This window comes from Streptomyces sp. NPDC019890 (assembly GCF_044903445.1).
GTDB lineage: Bacteria > Actinomycetota > Actinomycetes > Streptomycetales > Streptomycetaceae > Streptomyces.
Genome location: NZ_JBJDQK010000003.1, coordinates 731,667 through 746,717 on the forward strand (window position 1 = coordinate 731,667; position 15,051 = coordinate 746,717).

General features: G+C 69.4%; 13 protein-coding genes and 1 pseudogene. 8 read left to right on the top strand and 6 right to left on the bottom strand.

Annotated features, from left to right (window positions below; genetic code table 11):
• The first annotated feature begins 44 nt into the window (after positions 1-44).
• Together ACI2LP_RS11720 and ACI2LP_RS11725 are read left to right on the top strand one after the other, a co-directional pair.
• Positions 45-722: a DUF402 domain-containing protein gene (locus ACI2LP_RS11720; protein ID WP_404724321.1), complete on the top strand. Its 678-nt coding sequence runs from the start codon at positions 45-47 to the stop codon at positions 720-722.
• A gap of 362 nt (positions 723-1,084) precedes the next feature.
• Entirely contained in the window at positions 1,085-2,935 is a 1,851-nt protein-coding gene (locus tag ACI2LP_RS11725) for a SpoIIE family protein phosphatase (RefSeq protein ID WP_404724322.1), read from the top strand.
• A gap of 79 nt (positions 2,936-3,014) precedes the next feature.
• Here the strand turns inward: ACI2LP_RS11725 and ACI2LP_RS11730 are convergent, their stop codons facing one another.
• Entirely contained in the window at positions 3,015-5,237 is a 2,223-nt protein-coding gene (locus ACI2LP_RS11730) for a transglycosylase domain-containing protein (protein WP_404724323.1), read from the bottom strand.
• Between the two features lie 270 nt (positions 5,238-5,507).
• On the opposite strand from ACI2LP_RS11730, the gene ACI2LP_RS11735 reads away from it, so the two are divergent.
• From ACI2LP_RS11735 to ACI2LP_RS11750, 4 genes and pseudogenes are all read left to right on the top strand, one after another.
• Entirely contained in the window at positions 5,508-6,443 is a 936-nt protein-coding gene (locus ACI2LP_RS11735) for an SPFH domain-containing protein (protein WP_404724324.1), read from the top strand.
• The gene (locus ACI2LP_RS11740) at positions 6,389-6,658 is read left to right on the top strand and encodes a hypothetical protein (RefSeq protein WP_404724325.1); all 270 of its coding nucleotides are present in this window, start codon (positions 6,389-6,391) and stop codon (positions 6,656-6,658) included. Before ACI2LP_RS11735 ends, ACI2LP_RS11740 begins: the two co-directional genes overlap by 55 nt.
• A 136-nt stretch (positions 6,659-6,794) precedes the next feature.
• The gene (locus ACI2LP_RS11745; protein WP_404724326.1) at positions 6,795-7,319 is read left to right on the top strand and encodes a PadR family transcriptional regulator; all 525 of its coding nucleotides are present in this window, start codon (positions 6,795-6,797) and stop codon (positions 7,317-7,319) included.
• Positions 7,316-7,793: pseudogene (locus ACI2LP_RS11750) on the top strand (ABC transporter ATP-binding protein); the annotation flags it as partial. The gene ACI2LP_RS11745 and the pseudogene ACI2LP_RS11750, both read left to right, overlap by 4 nt.
• 125 nt (positions 7,794-7,918) lie before the next feature.
• Here the strand turns inward: ACI2LP_RS11750 and ACI2LP_RS11755 are convergent.
• Positions 7,919-8,875, bottom strand: a complete 957-nt coding sequence (locus tag ACI2LP_RS11755) for a LysR substrate-binding domain-containing protein (RefSeq protein WP_404724327.1) — start codon at positions 8,873-8,875, stop codon at positions 7,919-7,921.
• Between the two features lie 132 nt (positions 8,876-9,007).
• On the opposite strand from ACI2LP_RS11755, the gene ACI2LP_RS11760 reads away from it, so the two are divergent.
• On the top strand, positions 9,008-9,562 hold the full coding sequence (locus ACI2LP_RS11760) for a peroxiredoxin (protein ID WP_404724328.1): 555 nt from the start codon (positions 9,008-9,010) through the stop codon (positions 9,560-9,562).
• A 6-nt stretch (positions 9,563-9,568) separates the two neighbouring features.
• On the top strand, positions 9,569-10,102 hold the full coding sequence (locus ACI2LP_RS11765) for an alkyl hydroperoxide reductase (RefSeq protein ID WP_404724329.1): 534 nt from the start codon (positions 9,569-9,571) through the stop codon (positions 10,100-10,102).
• A 106-nt stretch (positions 10,103-10,208) separates the two neighbouring features.
• On the opposite strand, the gene ACI2LP_RS11770 is transcribed toward ACI2LP_RS11765, so the two are convergent.
• The 4 genes from ACI2LP_RS11770 to ACI2LP_RS11785 form a co-directional block, all read right to left on the bottom strand.
• Positions 10,209-10,958: a hypothetical protein gene (locus ACI2LP_RS11770; RefSeq protein WP_404724330.1), complete on the bottom strand. Its 750-nt coding sequence runs from the start codon at positions 10,956-10,958 to the stop codon at positions 10,209-10,211.
• Positions 10,955-12,307, bottom strand: a complete 1,353-nt coding sequence (locus ACI2LP_RS11775; RefSeq protein WP_404724331.1) for an AI-2E family transporter — start codon at positions 12,305-12,307, stop codon at positions 10,955-10,957. The genes ACI2LP_RS11770 and ACI2LP_RS11775 overlap by 4 nt, the downstream gene beginning before the upstream one ends.
• A gap of 129 nt (positions 12,308-12,436) precedes the next feature.
• On the bottom strand, positions 12,437-13,147 hold the full coding sequence (locus tag ACI2LP_RS11780) for a transglycosylase SLT domain-containing protein (RefSeq protein WP_404724332.1): 711 nt from the start codon (positions 13,145-13,147) through the stop codon (positions 12,437-12,439).
• Between the two features lie 371 nt (positions 13,148-13,518).
• Positions 13,519-14,841 (bottom strand): PhoH family protein, encoded by a 1,323-nt coding sequence (locus ACI2LP_RS11785; protein ID WP_404724333.1) that lies wholly within the window; start codon positions 14,839-14,841, stop codon positions 13,519-13,521.
• Positions 14,842-15,051: the final 210 nt, after the last annotated feature.

The window sequence follows — 15,051 nt, forward strand, 5'->3', positions numbered from 1 at the left end:
CCTGGATCGCTGCGCGGACCGGGCCGTCCTCCTAAGATCTGCTCATGACAGGTACGGAACGCAGCACACGCTGGACGCCCGGGGACCACATCCTCTGGCGCTATCGCGGCCATGCCCCGGACCTGTCGGGCTCGAGCATTCACATCTGCCGCCCGGTGACCGTCGTACAGGACACCGAGGACCTCCTCGCGGCGTGGATGGCGCCGGGCACGGAGTGCGTGAAGCCGGTGCTCGCGGACGGCACCCCGGTGCACCAGGAGCCGCTGGCCACCCGCTACACCGCCCCGCGCACGGTGACCCGCTCCCGGTGGTTCGGTGCGGGGGTGCTGAAGCTGGCCCGGCCGGGGCAGCCGTGGTCGGTGTGGCTGTTCTGGGAGCGCGGCTGGACGTTCCGCAACTGGTACGTGAACCTCGAGGAGCCGCACACCCGTTGGTCGGGCGGCATCGACTCGGAGGACCACTTCCTGGACCTCTCGGTCCATCCGGACCGCAGCTGGCGCTGGCACGACGAGGACGAGTTCGCCCAGGCCCAACAGGTCGGCTTGATGGACCCGGAGAAGGCCGGGCGGGTACGGGAGGCGGGCCAGGCGGCCGTCGAGGTGATCCGGGCCTGGGGAGCGCCGTTCTGCGACGGCTGGGAGCGCTGGCGCCCGGACCCGGCCTGGCGGGTGCCCGAACTGCCCGCGGACTGGGGACGTACGACCGCGCAGCTGACGTCCTGAGCGCCACGCGGGACGGTGATCCGGGGGCGTGATCGCCTTGGCTGACTCCTGTCCAGTAACACCTCACCGGCGCGTACGACCTCATGAGACTCTTGATGCGCCCCCGGGGGGCAAACGTAGGATCGTCGTCCGCAAGGCTGAGTCGTTTCGACAACCATTGAGCGCAGCAGACGACCTGACCGTAAGTCATCTCGAGTCATTCAAGGGGGTGGAGCTGTGCCGGATGCCGGCCACCCTGTCGACGCCACCCCCAGAACGGTTGTTTCGGCCGGGGGCTCGGGGGTTATCCCCCGAGAGAGTGCAGCACCGCTTCACGAGGCCATCGCATCGCACAACCGGCCCGGACGGACGGAATCCCACGCGTGACGGAGCAGCCCACGTCCCACGAAGGCCGGCAGCCCCTGGCTGCCCGGTCGCACGAGCGCACCCGGCCGCGGTCGGAGGCAGGCCCCTCGGCCGTGCCCTCGCCGCCCGGGCCGCCGCCGCAGGATCTGGCGGGCACGGCACGGCGCGAGGGCGACCGGCTGCGCTTCGTGGGGGCGGCCACCCGGCGGATCGCCCGCGGGATAGACCTGGACGAGATCGTCCTCGGTCTGTGCAGGGCGACCGTGCCGACCTTCTCCGACGCGATCCTCGTCTATCTCCGCGATCCGCTGCCGGTGGGCGACGAGCGGCCCGTTTCCCCGTTCGTACTACGGCTGCGCCGCACCGACCGGCTCCGTTTAGCCGGTGAGGACACCGACCTCGGCCCGTCCGCGTCCATCCCGGTCCTCGACCCGCAGACCGACCTCATTCCGGCCTCCGAGCTGTGCGAGGTGCGGTCCGGCGGTGCGCTCTCCGAGGTGCTGCGCGGGGTTCGGCCGGTCTTCGGCGACTCCGCCGCGGCGCGGGCCGCGCTGCCCGAGCTGCTGGGCGACGGACGGACCGTGCCGAGCGGCCATCGCGCGATACTGGCCCCGCTGCGCGGCCGGCGCCGGGTGATCGGCGCGGCCGTCTTTCTGCGCCGGCCCGACCGGGCCGGGTTCGAGCCCAACGATCTGCTGGTCGCGGCCCAGTTGGCGACGCACACCGCCCTCGGCATCGACAAGGCCGTGCTGTACGGCCGTGAGGCGTACATCGCCGACGAGCTGCAGCGCACCATGCTGCCCGACTCGCTGCCCCAGCCGACCGGTGTACGGCTGGCCTCCCGCTATCTGCCGGCCGCCGAGACGGCCCGCGTCGGCGGCGACTGGTACGACGCGATCCCGCTGCCGGGCAGCCGGGTGGCGCTCGTGGTCGGCGATGTCATGGGGCATTCGATGACCTCGGCCGCGATCATGGGTCAGCTGCGGACCACCGCGCAGACCCTGGCCGGGCTGGATCTGCCGCCGCAGGAGGTCCTGCACCATCTCGACGAGCAGGCCCAGCGGCTCGGCACCGACCGCATGGCGACCTGCCTGTACGCCGTGTACGACCCGGTCTCGCACCGGATCACCATCGCCAACGCGGGCCACCCGCCACCCATCCTGCTGCACCTGGGCGGGCGGGCCGAGGTGCTGCGGGTGCCGCCCGGCGCACCGATCGGGGTCGGCGGCGTCGACTTCGAGGCCGTGGAGCTGGACGCCCCGGCCGGCGCGACCCTGCTGCTGTACACGGACGGTCTCGTCGAGTCCCGGCTGCGCGATGTGTGGACGGGGATCGAGCAGCTGCGGGAGCGGCTCGCCGACACGGCCCAGCTGACCGGCCCCGACCACTCGCCGCCGCTGGAAGCGCTCTGCGACGACGTGCTGGACATGCTCGGGCCGGGCGACCGGGACGACGACATCGCGCTGCTCGCGGCCCGCTTCGACGGCATCGCGCCGAGCGATGTCGCGTACTGGTTCCTGGAGCCGGAGGACGCGGCCCCCGGCCGGGCCCGCCGCCTGGCCCGCAGGGCACTGGCCCGCTGGGGCCTGGAGGAGCTGAGCGACTCGGTGGAGCTGCTGGTCAGCGAGGTGGTCACCAATGCCGTGCGGTATGCGGAGCGTCCGGTGACGCTGCGGCTGCTGCGTACGGACGTGCTGCGCTGCGAGGTCGGTGACGACTCTCCGCAACTGCCGAGGCAGCGCCGCGCCCGGGACACGGACGAGGGCGGCCGCGGTCTGTTCCTGGTGAACCGGCTGGCCAGACGGTGGGGAGCGACTCGTCTCTCGACCGGCAAGGTGGTCTGGTTCGAGCTGCCCACCCGTACGTAGCCCACATCTGGCCCAAGTGTGCCCGCGGCACCCGGGAACCGGGTGCCGCGGGCACAGTCATGCCGTCACAGCCGTGCCGTCAGGGCTTGGCGACGGAATTGCCGTTCGGCCGGCCCGGGTCGCCGCTTCCCGGCTCGACCGGCGGGCTGAAGCTCGGCGTCACCGATGGTGTACTGCTCGGCGTCCCCGTCGGGTCCTTCGTCGGCGTCCTGGTGGGCGACTTGCTCGGAGTCTGCGAGGGAGTCTTCTCCGGCGACCTGGACGGGCTCTGCGAGGGCGTCTGGGACGGGCTGTCCGACGGCGTCGGGTCCGGCTCCACGATCGCGCTCTCGTCGACCTCCAGGTCGAACTCGTCGCCGGCCGCCTCGTCGTCGAGGGCGCCCGTCGTGTACTGCTTCCAGATCTTGGCCGGGACGCCACCACCGTTGGCGCGGCCCTCGTTGACGGTGTCGGTCAGGGTGACCTGGCCGGTGCCGTCGGGCTTCTCGCCGAAGAGGGCGACGGCCGTGACGAGATCGGGGGTGTAGCCGACGAACCACGCCGAGCGGTTGTTCTCCGACGTACCGGTCTTGCCGGCCGCCGAGTAGTCGCCGGCCGCGTTCGTGCCGGAGCCGCTGCTCACCACGCCCGTCAGGGCCTTGGTCACGGTGTCCGCCGCCTCACGGCTGATGACCTGGTCCCCGATCGGGTCCTTCGGATCGGCCTTGCGGACCGCGTGTTCGGCGGACTTCACGATCGTCGGCGTGACCTTCTTGCCGTGGTTGTCGAGGGTCGCGTACGCCGCGGCCATGTCCCAGGTGGAGGCGCCCATCGTGCCGAGCGACATCGCGGGGCGCTCCGGCCAGCCCTGGCCGTCCTTCATGCCCAGATCGAGCGCGGTCTTCTTCGCCTTCTGCGGGGTGACGTCCACGATCATCTGCGCGTACACGGAGTTGATCGAGCTGTTGGTCGCCCGCTGGACGGTGACCGGGCCGTAGTCCTGGTCGTCCTCGTTCTCCGGCGCGAAGGGGGTGTCGCTGCCCTCGACCGGCCGCTTGCTGGTGCCGTCGTACTTGGTGTTGAGGCCGATCTTCTCGCCGTCCTGGGTCTCGGCGCCGTTCTCCAGTGCCGAGGCGAGGACGACGGGCTTGAAGGTCGATGCGGGCTGGTAGTCGCGGCGGGTGGCGTTGGACAGCCAGTGCTCGGTGGCGCCGATACCGCCGTAGAGCGCGACGACATGGCCGGTCTTCGGGTCGACCGACGTCGCGCCCGCCTGAACGGTCGCGTCGGCCTTGTCCTTCTTGCGCTCCAGCTTCTCCTCAAGCTGCTTGTCCACCGACTTGACCAGCTGCTTCTGGCGCTTCTCGTCGATGTTGAGGGTGATCGTCCAGCCGCCGGCCTTGATGTCCTCCTCGCTGATGCCCTGGCGCTCCAGCTCGGCGTTGGCGGCGTCGACGAGGTAGCCGGTCTGACCCTCCATGCCCGGGGCGGCCTTGGGGGTCTTGGGCACGGGGAACTTCAGGCCTTCCCGGACGGAGGCGTCGAGCCAGTGCTCCTCGACCATGTTGTCGAGTACGTAGTTCCAGCGCTCGGTGACCAGCTTCTTGCCGGTGGGCGACGCGGCCGCCCAGTCGTACTGGCTCGGCGCCTGGAGGAGAGCGGCGAGGTACGCGCCCTCGGCGACGTTCAGGTCCTTGGCGTCCTTGCGGTAGTACGCCTGGGCCGCGGCCTGGATTCCGTACGCGTTGCGACCGTAGTAGCTGGTGTTGATGTACCCCGCGAGGATCTCGCTCTTTTCCTTCTTCTGGTCCACCTTGAGCGAGATCACCAGCTCCTTGAGCTTGCGGGTGACCGTCTGGTCCTGGTTCAGGTAGTAGTTCTTGACGTACTGCTGGGTGATGGTCGAACCACCCTGCTTGCCCTCGCCCGTGAGGGTGTTCATCAGGCCGCGGGCAGTGCCCTTGAAGTCGACTCCGTTGTCCTTGAAGAAGGTCTTGTTCTCCGCGGCGACGAAGGTGAACTGGACGTCCTTGGGGATCTTCTCGAGCCCGACGATCTCGCGGTTGATCTTGCCGGTGCGGGCGAGGATCTTGCCGTTGCTGTACTTGTAGACGTTGCTCTGCATCTCGGCCTGGGCGTTGGCCGAGGGCACGGGGACCAGCAGATAGATCACGAAGAACGCGCCCATCACCAGCAGGCAGAGGCCGAGGAAGGTGCCCAGCAGCTTCCTCCAGGTGAAGAAGCGCCGTATGCCCGTGGGCTTGGCTCTCTTCGCCCGGCGCGCCCCGCGCTGCCGGGCTTGTCGCGCTTCCGCTCGGCCCATCGCTTCGTTGCTCCGCTCTTCGTCTTCTGTGGTCTCTTGCCGGATTCGGTCCGGAACGGACCGCCCACCCGCTCGGAATCAGCTCAGAAAGCTAACACCGCTCGTCCAGACAAAGGGCGACCGATCCGGCCTTTTCCGGACGTGAGAATCAGCACCCCGTCTCATGGAACCGACTCATGAGAGGTGCGCAGGGTTGCCATCGAAGATAATGTGATATCACTCTGCTAAAGGGTCGGCGAGGGGCGCCGACCACCGAAACGGGGAGCGATCATGCCTGCCACCAGCACCGGAACGACGGACGACCTGCCTCAGATGCCGGCGCCACAGGTTCGTGAATTTCCGGCACACAACATCGGCGGAGGGCTTGCCCTGCTGCTGGGTCTGGTCGGTCTCGGCCTCGGGATCGTGCTCATCGTCGCCGGCTCGGCCCTCGCCTCGACGGGCGCGAAGGTGGCGCTGATCCTGGTCGGCATCGTGATAGCGGTCGCGGCGTTCGTCGCGATGTGCGGGCTGAACACGGTGGCGCCGGGCGAGGCGCGGGTCGTGCAGCTCTTCGGGCGCTACCGGGGCACGATCCGTACGGACGGACTGCGCTGGGTCAACCCGCTCACCTCACGGTCCAAGATCTCGACGCGGGTACGCAACCACGAGACCGCGGTGCTGAAGGTGAACGACGCGTACGGCAACCCGATCGAGCTCGCGGCGGTCGTGGTCTGGAAGGTGGAGGACACCGCGCAGGCGATGTTCGAGGTGGACGACTTCCTGGAGTTCGTCTCCACGCAGACGGAGGCGGCGGTACGGCACATCGCGATCGAGTACCCGTACGACGCGCACGACGAGGACGGACTTTCGCTGCGGGGCAACGCGGAGGAGATCACCGAGAAGCTGGCGGTCGAGCTGCACGCGCGCGTGGAGGCGGCGGGCGTGCACATCATCGAGTCGCGCTTCACGCATCTCGCCTACGCGCCGGAGATCGCGTCCGCGATGCTCCAGCGCCAGCAGGCGGGCGCGGTGGTCGCGGCGCGGCGGCAGATCGTGGACGGCGCGGTGGGCATGGTCGAGGCGGCACTGGTCCGGATCCAGGAGCAGGACATCGTCGAGCTGGACGCGGAGCGGAAGGCGGCGATGGTGTCCAACCTGATGGTGGTGCTGTGCGGAGACCGCGCGGCACAGCCGGTCCTCAACACGGGCACGCTCTACCAGTGACGCCGCCCCCCGAGCGCAAACAAGTACTGCTGCGGCTGGACCCGGCGGTGTACGAAGCGCTGGCGCGGTGGGCGTCGGACGAGCTGCGCAGTACGAACGCGCAGATCGAGTTCATCCTCCGCCGCGCCTTGTCGGAAGCGGGCCGCCTCCCGGGCAGCGTGGCTCCGATCCCCCGCCGGGGGCGTCCCCCGAAGCCCCCGGCGACCCCGGAGTAGCGAGCAACACCACCAGCGGCCCGCGCCGGCCGGCGCGGGCCGCTGGTGGTGGTCCAGAGGCTCCCCCTACGTGTATTCACCCCAGTATTCACCCCGGCTATACACGGCGCGTATACACCACGTGTACAGTGCTCCCATGTCCATCGGTCACACCCTCCTCGCGCTCCTCGAGTCCGGCCCGCGCCACGGATACGACCTCAAGCGCACCTTCGACGAAAAGTTCGGCCACGACCGGCCCCTCCACTACGGGCAGGTCTACTCGACCATGTCCCGCCTCCTGAAGAACGGTCTCGTCGAGGTCGACGGAATCGAGGCCGGCGGCGGACCCGAGCGGAAGCGGTACGCCATCACCGACGCCGGGATCACCGACGTCTCGCAGTGGCTCGCGCAGCCCGAGAAACCCGAGCCGTACCTCCAGTCGACCCTCTACACCAAGATCGTTCTCGCCCTGCTCACCGGCCGCAGCGCCGCCGATCTCCTCGACACGCAGCGGGCCGAGCATCTGCGGCTCATGCGCATCCTCACCGACCGCAAGCGCCGCGGCGACCTCGCCGACCAGCTCATCTGCGATCACGCCCTCTTCCACCTCGAAGCCGATCTGCGCTGGCTGGAGCTGACCGCCGCCCGGCTCGGTCAGCTCGAAAAGGCGGTGCTCGGATGACCCCCGCAGGCTCCCTCCTCGCCGCCGCCGACCTGCACAAGGCCTACGGCCCCACCCCCGCCCTCGACGGCGCGTCCTTCTCCATCCATCCCGGCGAGGTCGTCGCCGTCATGGGACCCTCCGGTTCCGGAAAATCGACCCTGCTGCACTGCCTCGCCGGGATCGTGCGGCCGGACGCCGGGTCGATCAGCTACGGCGGACGCGACCTCACCGCGATGTCGGACGCCGAGCGCAGCACCCTGCGCCGTACGGAGTTCGGCTTCGTCTTCCAGTTCGGCCAGCTCGTACCGGAGTTGAGCTGTACGGAGAACGTCGCCCTGCCCCTGCGGCTCACCGGCGTCAGGCGCAAGGCCGCCGAGCGCACCGCCCAGGAGTGGATGGAGCGCCTCGAAGTCGCCGACGTCGGGCACAAGTTCCGGCGGCCAGGGGCAGCGCGTCGCCGTCGCCCGCGCCCTGGTCACCTCGCCGCGCCTTCCTGCCGACCGTCGGGGTCGGCGGCGGTCTGATCGCGCTGGTGACGCTGCTCAGCCTGCCGCCGCTGTGGCGACTGATGCGCCCCGACGGTCTGCGTACGGAGTAGTCGCCCGCGTACGGAGCGGTCAGCCGAGGACCCGTACGGGCAGCGGCCGCATCGCGTCCCGCAGGGCCTCGGCGAACTCCTCGAACTCGCCCTGGCGTGCCGCACCCGCGCGCATCGCCAGGGCGATCCGGCGCGTCGGCGCCGGATCGGCGAAGTACCCCGTCACCAGGCGGTCGTTGCGTCCGGTCTCCACCTGGACGGCGGTCCGCGGCAGCAGCGTCACACCGAGCCCGCCCGCGACCAGCTGTACCAATGTGGACAGGCCGGCCGCGGTGGTGGTCACCGCGGCACCGTCCGCCCGGCCCGCCTCCCGGCAGATGTCGAGGGCCTGGTCACGCAGGCAGTGCCCCTCGTCGAGAAGCAGCAGATGGAGCTCCTTCAGCGCCTCACGAGGGATGTCCTGGCGGCCGCCCAGCCAGTGGTCCTCGGGCGTGACCAGGACGAAGTCCTCGTCGAACAGCGGGAGTTCGGTGACGAAGGGCACGCCGAGCGGTACGGCGAGCAGCAGCAGGTCGAGCCGCCCGCCCGCGAGTCCGTCGAGCAAGGACGAGGTCTGCTCCTCATGGACCTGCAGATCGAGGTCCGGGTACTTCTCGTGGACCAGCCGCAGCACGGTCGGCAGCAGATAGGGCGCGACGGTCGGGATCACCCCGAGCCTGAGCACCCCGGTGAAGGGCGCCCGTACCGCCTCGGCCTCCTCCATCAGCTCGCCGACCGCGTCGAGGACGGCCCTGGCCCGTACCGCCAGCCGCTCACCGGCCGGCGAGAGCAGCACCTTGCGGGTCGTACGCTCCAGCAGCTGCACGCCGAGTACGTCCTCCAGCGCCGAGACCGCACCGGACAGGGCGGGCTGGCTCATCCCGATCGCGGCGGCCGCGTCCCTGAAGTGCAGATGCTCGGCCACGGCGGCGAAGGCGCGCAGCTGCGCCAGGGTGGGCTGCTTGCCCCTGGGTACGGCACCGTTCAACGCGGCCACTGATAGGCACCTCCGATCACGCTGACCCAGTCTAGCTATTTCTGTGATCAATAGACCCTGTGACAGGATCAAGAATCCGTCCAACCCCCATGGAAGCCCTCAAAAGGGGCTTCCCCTTCGCAAGGAGAGCGTGTGCTCACTGTCGGTGACCAGTTCCCCACGTTTGAACTGACCGCCTGCGTCTCGCTGGAGAGCGGCAAGGAGTTCGAGGAGATCACCCACAAGTCCTACGAGGGCAAGTGGAAGGTCGTCTTCGCGTGGCCCAAGGACTTCACCTTCGTCTGCCCCACCGAGATCGCGGCCTTCGGGAAGCTGAACGACGAGTTCGCCGACCGTGACGCCCAGATCCTCGGCTTCTCCGGCGACTCCGAGTTCGTCCACCACGCCTGGCGCAAGGACCACGCCGACCTGCGTGACCTGCCCTTCCCGATGATGGCCGACTCCAGGCACGAGCTGATGCGCGACCTCGGCATCGAGGGCGAGGACGGCTTCGCGCAGCGCGCCGTCTTCATCGTCGACCCGAACAACGAGATCCAGTTCACGATGGTGACCGCCGGTTCCGTGGGCCGTAACCCCAAGGAGGTCCTGCGGGTGCTGGACGCCCTGCAGACCGACGAGCTGTGCCCCTGCAACTGGAACAAGGGCGAGAACACCCTCGACCCGGCCGCGCTCCTGTCGGGCGAGTGATCACGGATGTCTCTCGATGAACTGAAGTCCGCGGTACCGGACTACGCCAAGGACCTGCGGCTGAACCTCGGTTCGGTGATCGGCAACAGCGACCTGCCGCAGCAGCAGCTCTGGGGCACGGTCCTGGCCTGCGCGATCGCCTCGCGCTCGCCGCGGGTGCTGCGCGAGCTCGAGCCCGAGGCCAAGGCGAACCTCTCGCCCGAGGCGTACACCGCGGCCAAGTCGGCCGCGGCCGTCATGGCGATGAACAACGTCTTCTACCGGACCCGGCACCTGCTGTCGGACCCGGAGTACGGGACGCTGCGCGCGGGTCTGCGGATGAATGTCATCGGCAACCCGGGTGTGGAGAAGGTCGACTTCGAGCTGTGGTCGCTCGCCGTCTCCGCGATCAACGGTTGCGGTCAGTGCCTCGACTCGCACGAGCAGGTGCTCCGCAAGGCCGGCGTGGACCGCGAGACGATCCAGGAGGCCTTCAAGATCGCCGCGGTACTGCAGGCGGTGGGCACGACGCTGGACGCGGAAGCTGTGTTGGCGGATTAGTCCGGGCGGAGGAGCGCGCCCCTGCCCGGCTCTGAGCCGGGCGGGGGCGCCCTTTGTCGTTGTGGGCTGCCACGGCGATACGTCCGCGGCGGGCGCGTCTTCCCCGTCAGTTCTGCAGCTTCGCCATCAGTTCCCTCATGTCCTCGATCATGAAGGGCTTGATCCCCGACAGGTCCGTCGGCGCCTCCTGGCCGTCCGGCCCCGGTGAGCTGCCTGCCATGACGCCGAGCGTCAGCACCGCCTGGCCGTCCAGGACATGGAGGATGGGCGAGTCGTCGCCCTCGGCCTTGGCGAAGAAGGCGCGTTCGCCGAGTTCTTGGACCCGCTCCAGTTTGACCAGGGTCTCCCCGCCGAACAGTGCCGTCGTCGGCGAGACCACGCTTGCCTCGAACTCGGGCCCCGGGTCGGTCTTCTTGTGCAGCGTGTAGGTGAGGAAGGCACTCGTCGGCATGGACTCGTACGACTGCTTCTGCGTGCTGTCCCGCAGCGTGATCCAGCAGGACGCCACGTCCATGCCCTCGTGCTCGCGCCCCGACGGCGTCGGCGTCTCCGCCGTGCCGAGTGCCGTGGACAGCGCCTTCAGTTCGGTCTCGACGCAGAGGTTGCGGCTGGTCCGATACCCGCCGACGTCCGGGTCCGGCCTCTCGTACGCGTACAGGCCACCCGCCCACACCGCCGACGCGGCCACCGCGCCCCCGAGCGCCCACAGCCATGACTTCAGCGGTGGCCGCCGAACGCGGGAGGCGTCGTCCGTTCCGACCGTCTCGGGCTCGGCGTCCAGCTCGGCCCGCGGGCCGGGGATCTCCGCGACGCCGAACGGCTCGTCCTCCCCCACCAGTTCCGGCTCGGATATCACTCGCGCCCCTCGGCTCCTGCCGCGGCCGACGTGCCCACCGCCGCCGGCCCGGACGCCGTGACAGGCGCCGGCTCAGCCGTCGGCGCGGCCTCGATCGCCGCCGCACCGCGCAGCGCCTGCTCCTGGCCGTACGCGCGCAGATAGCCCACGACCGTATTGGTGACGGCCACCAGCGGTACGGCCACCACCGCGCCGCCGATCCCCGCGGTCAGGCCACCCGCCGCCACCGCCAGGACAACGGCGAGGGGATGGACCCGCACCGCCCGGCCCAGGATGAAGGGCTGGAGCACATGGCCCTCGAGCTGCTGCACGGCAAGGACGACGATCAGCACCATCAGGGCGGTGAACACGCCCTGGGTGACCAGCGCGACGACCACCGCCAGCGCACCGGAGATGACCGCGCCGACCAGCGGGATGAAGGCGAACAGGAAGATGAAGACGGCGAGCGGCACGGCCATCGGCACATCGAGGAAGTAGATGCCGAGTCCGATGAAGATCGCGTCGATCAGGGCGACAATCACCGTGCCGCGCACATACGCGGTCAGCGTCCGCCAGGCGCGCGGCCCCGCCCCCGCGACCCCTTCACGGGCCTGTGCCGGGACCAGCTTGAGCACCCACTGCCAGATGCGCTTCCCGTCGTACAGCAGGAAGAGCGTGGAGAACATCGCCAGCAGTATCCCGGTGAGGATCTCCACCATCACCGTCACGCCCTGCAGACCCGCCGAGGTGATCTCCTCGGTGTTGGTCCCGATGGTGTCGCTGAGGTTCTTGGCGATGTCGTTGATCTGCTGCTCGGTGACATGGAACGGACTGTCCAGCAGCCAGCGCTTGAGCTCCTCGATGCCGTCCCTGACCCGGTCGGAGAGATTGTCGAGGTTGTCCATGACCTGCCAGACCACGAACCAGCCGACCAGGCCCATGATGACGAAGCCCGCGATCGCGGTGACCGCGGTGGCCAGACCGCGCGGCAGGCCCAGCCTCTTCAGCCGGGCGACGGTGGGCTGGAGCATCGCGGTGACGAGCAGCGCCGCGACGAAGGCGAGGACCACCAGCTGGACCGCGCTGATGATGCGTATCAACACCCAGAGCGTGCCTGCCAGTACGAGCAGCCGCCAGCCGGCCTCGGCGGCGACGCGCATGCCCCAGGGGATCGCGGCGACCGGATCGGGTCGGGCCGCGACGGTGGGGGCGTAGGCGGGCGGCGGCGGGATGTTGTCCCGGGCGGCCGGGACGACGGCGACATCGGGCACGTCGTCCGCCTCGGCCTCGTTGCGGCGCTCGTCCAGGCGCTCACTGATCCGGGTCAGTCCGGCGCCCAGCCCGGCGAGCCATCCTGGCAGTCGTGACATGATCTTTCCTCTTCCCCCCACCACTCCCCCCGGGAGCCGTTCCGGACCGACGGTACACGCACGCAGCCCCCCACCGTAGGACGGCGAGGGGCTGCGTGAAGTTGAGCGGGGGGCGAACCCGGGCTGGGCCTAGTACCAGTTGTTGGCCTGCCAGAACGACCACGCGCCACAGGGGCTGTCGTAGCGGCTGTTCATATAGTTCAGGCCCCACTTGATCTGGGTTGCCGGGTTTGTCCGCCAGTCGTCGCCGGCCGAGGCCATCTTCGAGCCGGGCAGCGCCTGAACGAGACCGTAAGCACCGGAAGAGGCGTTCTGCGCCTGGTAGTTCCAGGTGGACTCGTGGTTCACGATGTTGCTGAAGCACTGGAACTGGTCGGCGGGAACCATCTGCCGTGCGATCGCCTTGACCTCGGCGACGGTGTAGGAGCTCTTCGCGGAGAAGCTCGACGCGTCGCGCAGGGAGTCGCGGTTGGCGCGCGCCTCCGCCTCCTCGCGCTTGCGCTCGGCCTCCTTGTCGGCGGCCTCCTTCTTCGCCTCGGCGGTCTTGGCGGCCTGGAGGCGGGCGGCTTCCTCGGCAGACTTCTTCGCAGCCGCGTCCGCGGCAGCGGCCTGTGCTTCGGCCTGCTGCGTCAGGGACGAGACCTGAACCTGGGCCTGCTGGCCCATGGGTATGTCTGCGAGGAGAGTCGCGTCGGCCGCCGTAGCCTCGAGGTTGTCGTTCGAGGGCTGCGTAGTGCCCGACGCAACGCCCACGACGGCGCCGACGGTGGTGACCGCAGTGGCAGATGCCACCGCGAATCCCCGGACCGAGATCCGGCTCACACGGTTTCCTTCCAGCATCGCCCGCTTCGGTGACCTTGCGAGCGCGATCGTGCCCCTGGCACTGGCCTCCCTGCTGCTTGGGTCACGGGAGGCGCGGACCCGGTGGGCAACTCCCTCACGGGAGAAGCCGCATGATGCTCTCGGGCGGCACACGACGGCGGGTCTTGAGTTGTGTGGTGCGGTGCACCGGGTGGTGCTGGTGTGTCGTATGCGGGGCCTGACGGAAGCAAGACTCTGCCGGAAGCCGACACCGCAAGGCAATTCTTCGTTGCGTGTGAAAGCTCACACCCCGTTTACGCCAGGAGTTTTGGAGAAACCGGCGCACAGCACGACGCCGCCCGGCTACGCTCTTGCGTTCTGCCGGGCGGCGCCAACTGCCTTATTCCGTACTAGATCTGGCCGTCCTCCAGCATTTCGGTCACGAGCGCGGCGATCTGCGAGCGCTCGGAGCGGGTGAGGGTGACATGCGCAAAGAGCGGATGACCCTTCAACTTCTCGACAACCGCGACGACTCCGTCATATCGGCCGACGCGCAGATTGTCCCGTTGTGCCACGTCGTGCGTGAGCACAACCCGGGAATTCGCCCCGATACGGGACAGAACAGTCAGCAGGACGTTCCGTTCCAGCGACTGGGCCTCATCGACGATGACGAACGCGTCGTGCAGCGAGCGGCCCCGGATATGAGTGAGCGGCAGGACCTCCAGCATGCCGCGCCCCAGCACCTCCTCGATCACCTCGCGGCCCGCCACGGCCGACAGCGTGTCGAAGACCGCCTGCGCCCAGGGGCTCATCTTCTCGGCCTCGGTGCCGGGCAGATAGCCGAGCTCCTGCCCGCCCACCGCGTACAGGGGCCGGAAGACCATCACCTTCTGGTGCTGCCTGCGCTCCAGGACCGCCTCCAGACCGGCGCAGAGCGCCAGCGCCGACTTTCCGGTGCCTGCCCGACCGCCCAGCGAGACGATGCCGACGTCCGGGTCGAGGAGCAGATCGAGGGCGATGCGCTGCTCGGCGCTGCGGCCGTGGATACCGAAGGCCTCCCGGTCGCCGCGCACCAGCCGGACATTGCCCTCGGCGGTGATCCTGCCCAGCGCCTTGCCGCGCTCGGACTGGAGGACGAGGCCGGTGTGCACGGGCAGCTCGGCCGCCTCGGGGACGTACAGCGTGTCCTCTCCGTACAGCAGATCCACCTGTTCGGCGGAGAGCGGCAGTTCGGACATGCCGGTCCAGCCGGAGTCGGTGATGGCCAGCTCTGCCCGGTACTCCTCGGCCAGCAGGCCGACGGAGGACGCCTTGATACGCAGCGGCAGATCCTTGGAGACGACCGTGACGTCGTACCCCTCGGCCTGCAGATTGCGCGCTACCGCCAGAATCCGTGAGTCGTTGTCCCCCAATCGGAAGCCGGCCGGGAGGACGCCGGGATCGGAGTGGTTGAGCTCGACACGGAGCGTGCCGCCGAGGTCACCCATGGGGATGGGGTCGTCGAGGCGTCCGTACCGGATCCGGAAGTCGTCCAGCAGGCGCAGTGCCTGACGGGCGAAATAACCGAGCTCCGGATGGTGCCTCTTGGCCTCCAGCTCCGTGATCACCACGATCGGGAGCACGACTTCGTGCTCGTCGAAGCGGCTCAGGGCGTTCGGGTCGGCCAGCAGGACGCTGGTGTCGAGAACGTAGGTGCGCCTGTCGGGCATGCGGCGCTTTGTGCTGTTCACCACGGAAGGACGTACCCCCTCGGATGAGGTCGGGGTGCGACTGCGACGGCGTCGCGGGGGGATGGGGCCGGGCTCGGGCCTCGCTGCGCGGGCCGAACACCGGCCCTCCGCGTCGTCCGTACAGGTACTGCACGGTCGTCCTGGTGCAAAGGGCCTCCCGGGTGAGCGGACTCTGTGCCACTCACTCTGGAAGGGGTATTCCCTCGAACAAGC

What these genes read in the sequence shown, in the direction of transcription:
- ACI2LP_RS11780 (WP_404724332.1), bottom strand. Translation starts at nt 13,147, where the DNA reads ATGCTGGAAGGAAACCGTGTGAGCCGGATCTCGGTCCGGGGATTCGCG.
- ACI2LP_RS11735 (WP_404724324.1), top strand. Translation starts at nt 5,508, where the DNA reads ATGCCTGCCACCAGCACCGGAACGACGGACGACCTGCCTCAGATGCCG.
- ACI2LP_RS11720 (WP_404724321.1), top strand. Translation starts at nt 45, where the DNA reads ATGACAGGTACGGAACGCAGCACACGCTGGACGCCCGGGGACCACATC.
- ACI2LP_RS11765 (WP_404724329.1), top strand. Translation starts at nt 9,569, where the DNA reads ATGTCTCTCGATGAACTGAAGTCCGCGGTACCGGACTACGCCAAGGAC.
- ACI2LP_RS11745 (WP_404724326.1), top strand. Translation starts at nt 6,795, where the DNA reads ATGTCCATCGGTCACACCCTCCTCGCGCTCCTCGAGTCCGGCCCGCGC.
- ACI2LP_RS11775 (WP_404724331.1), bottom strand. Translation starts at nt 12,307, where the DNA reads ATGTCACGACTGCCAGGATGGCTCGCCGGGCTGGGCGCCGGACTGACC.
- ACI2LP_RS11730 (WP_404724323.1), bottom strand. Translation starts at nt 5,237, where the DNA reads ATGGGCCGAGCGGAAGCGCGACAAGCCCGGCAGCGCGGGGCGCGCCGG.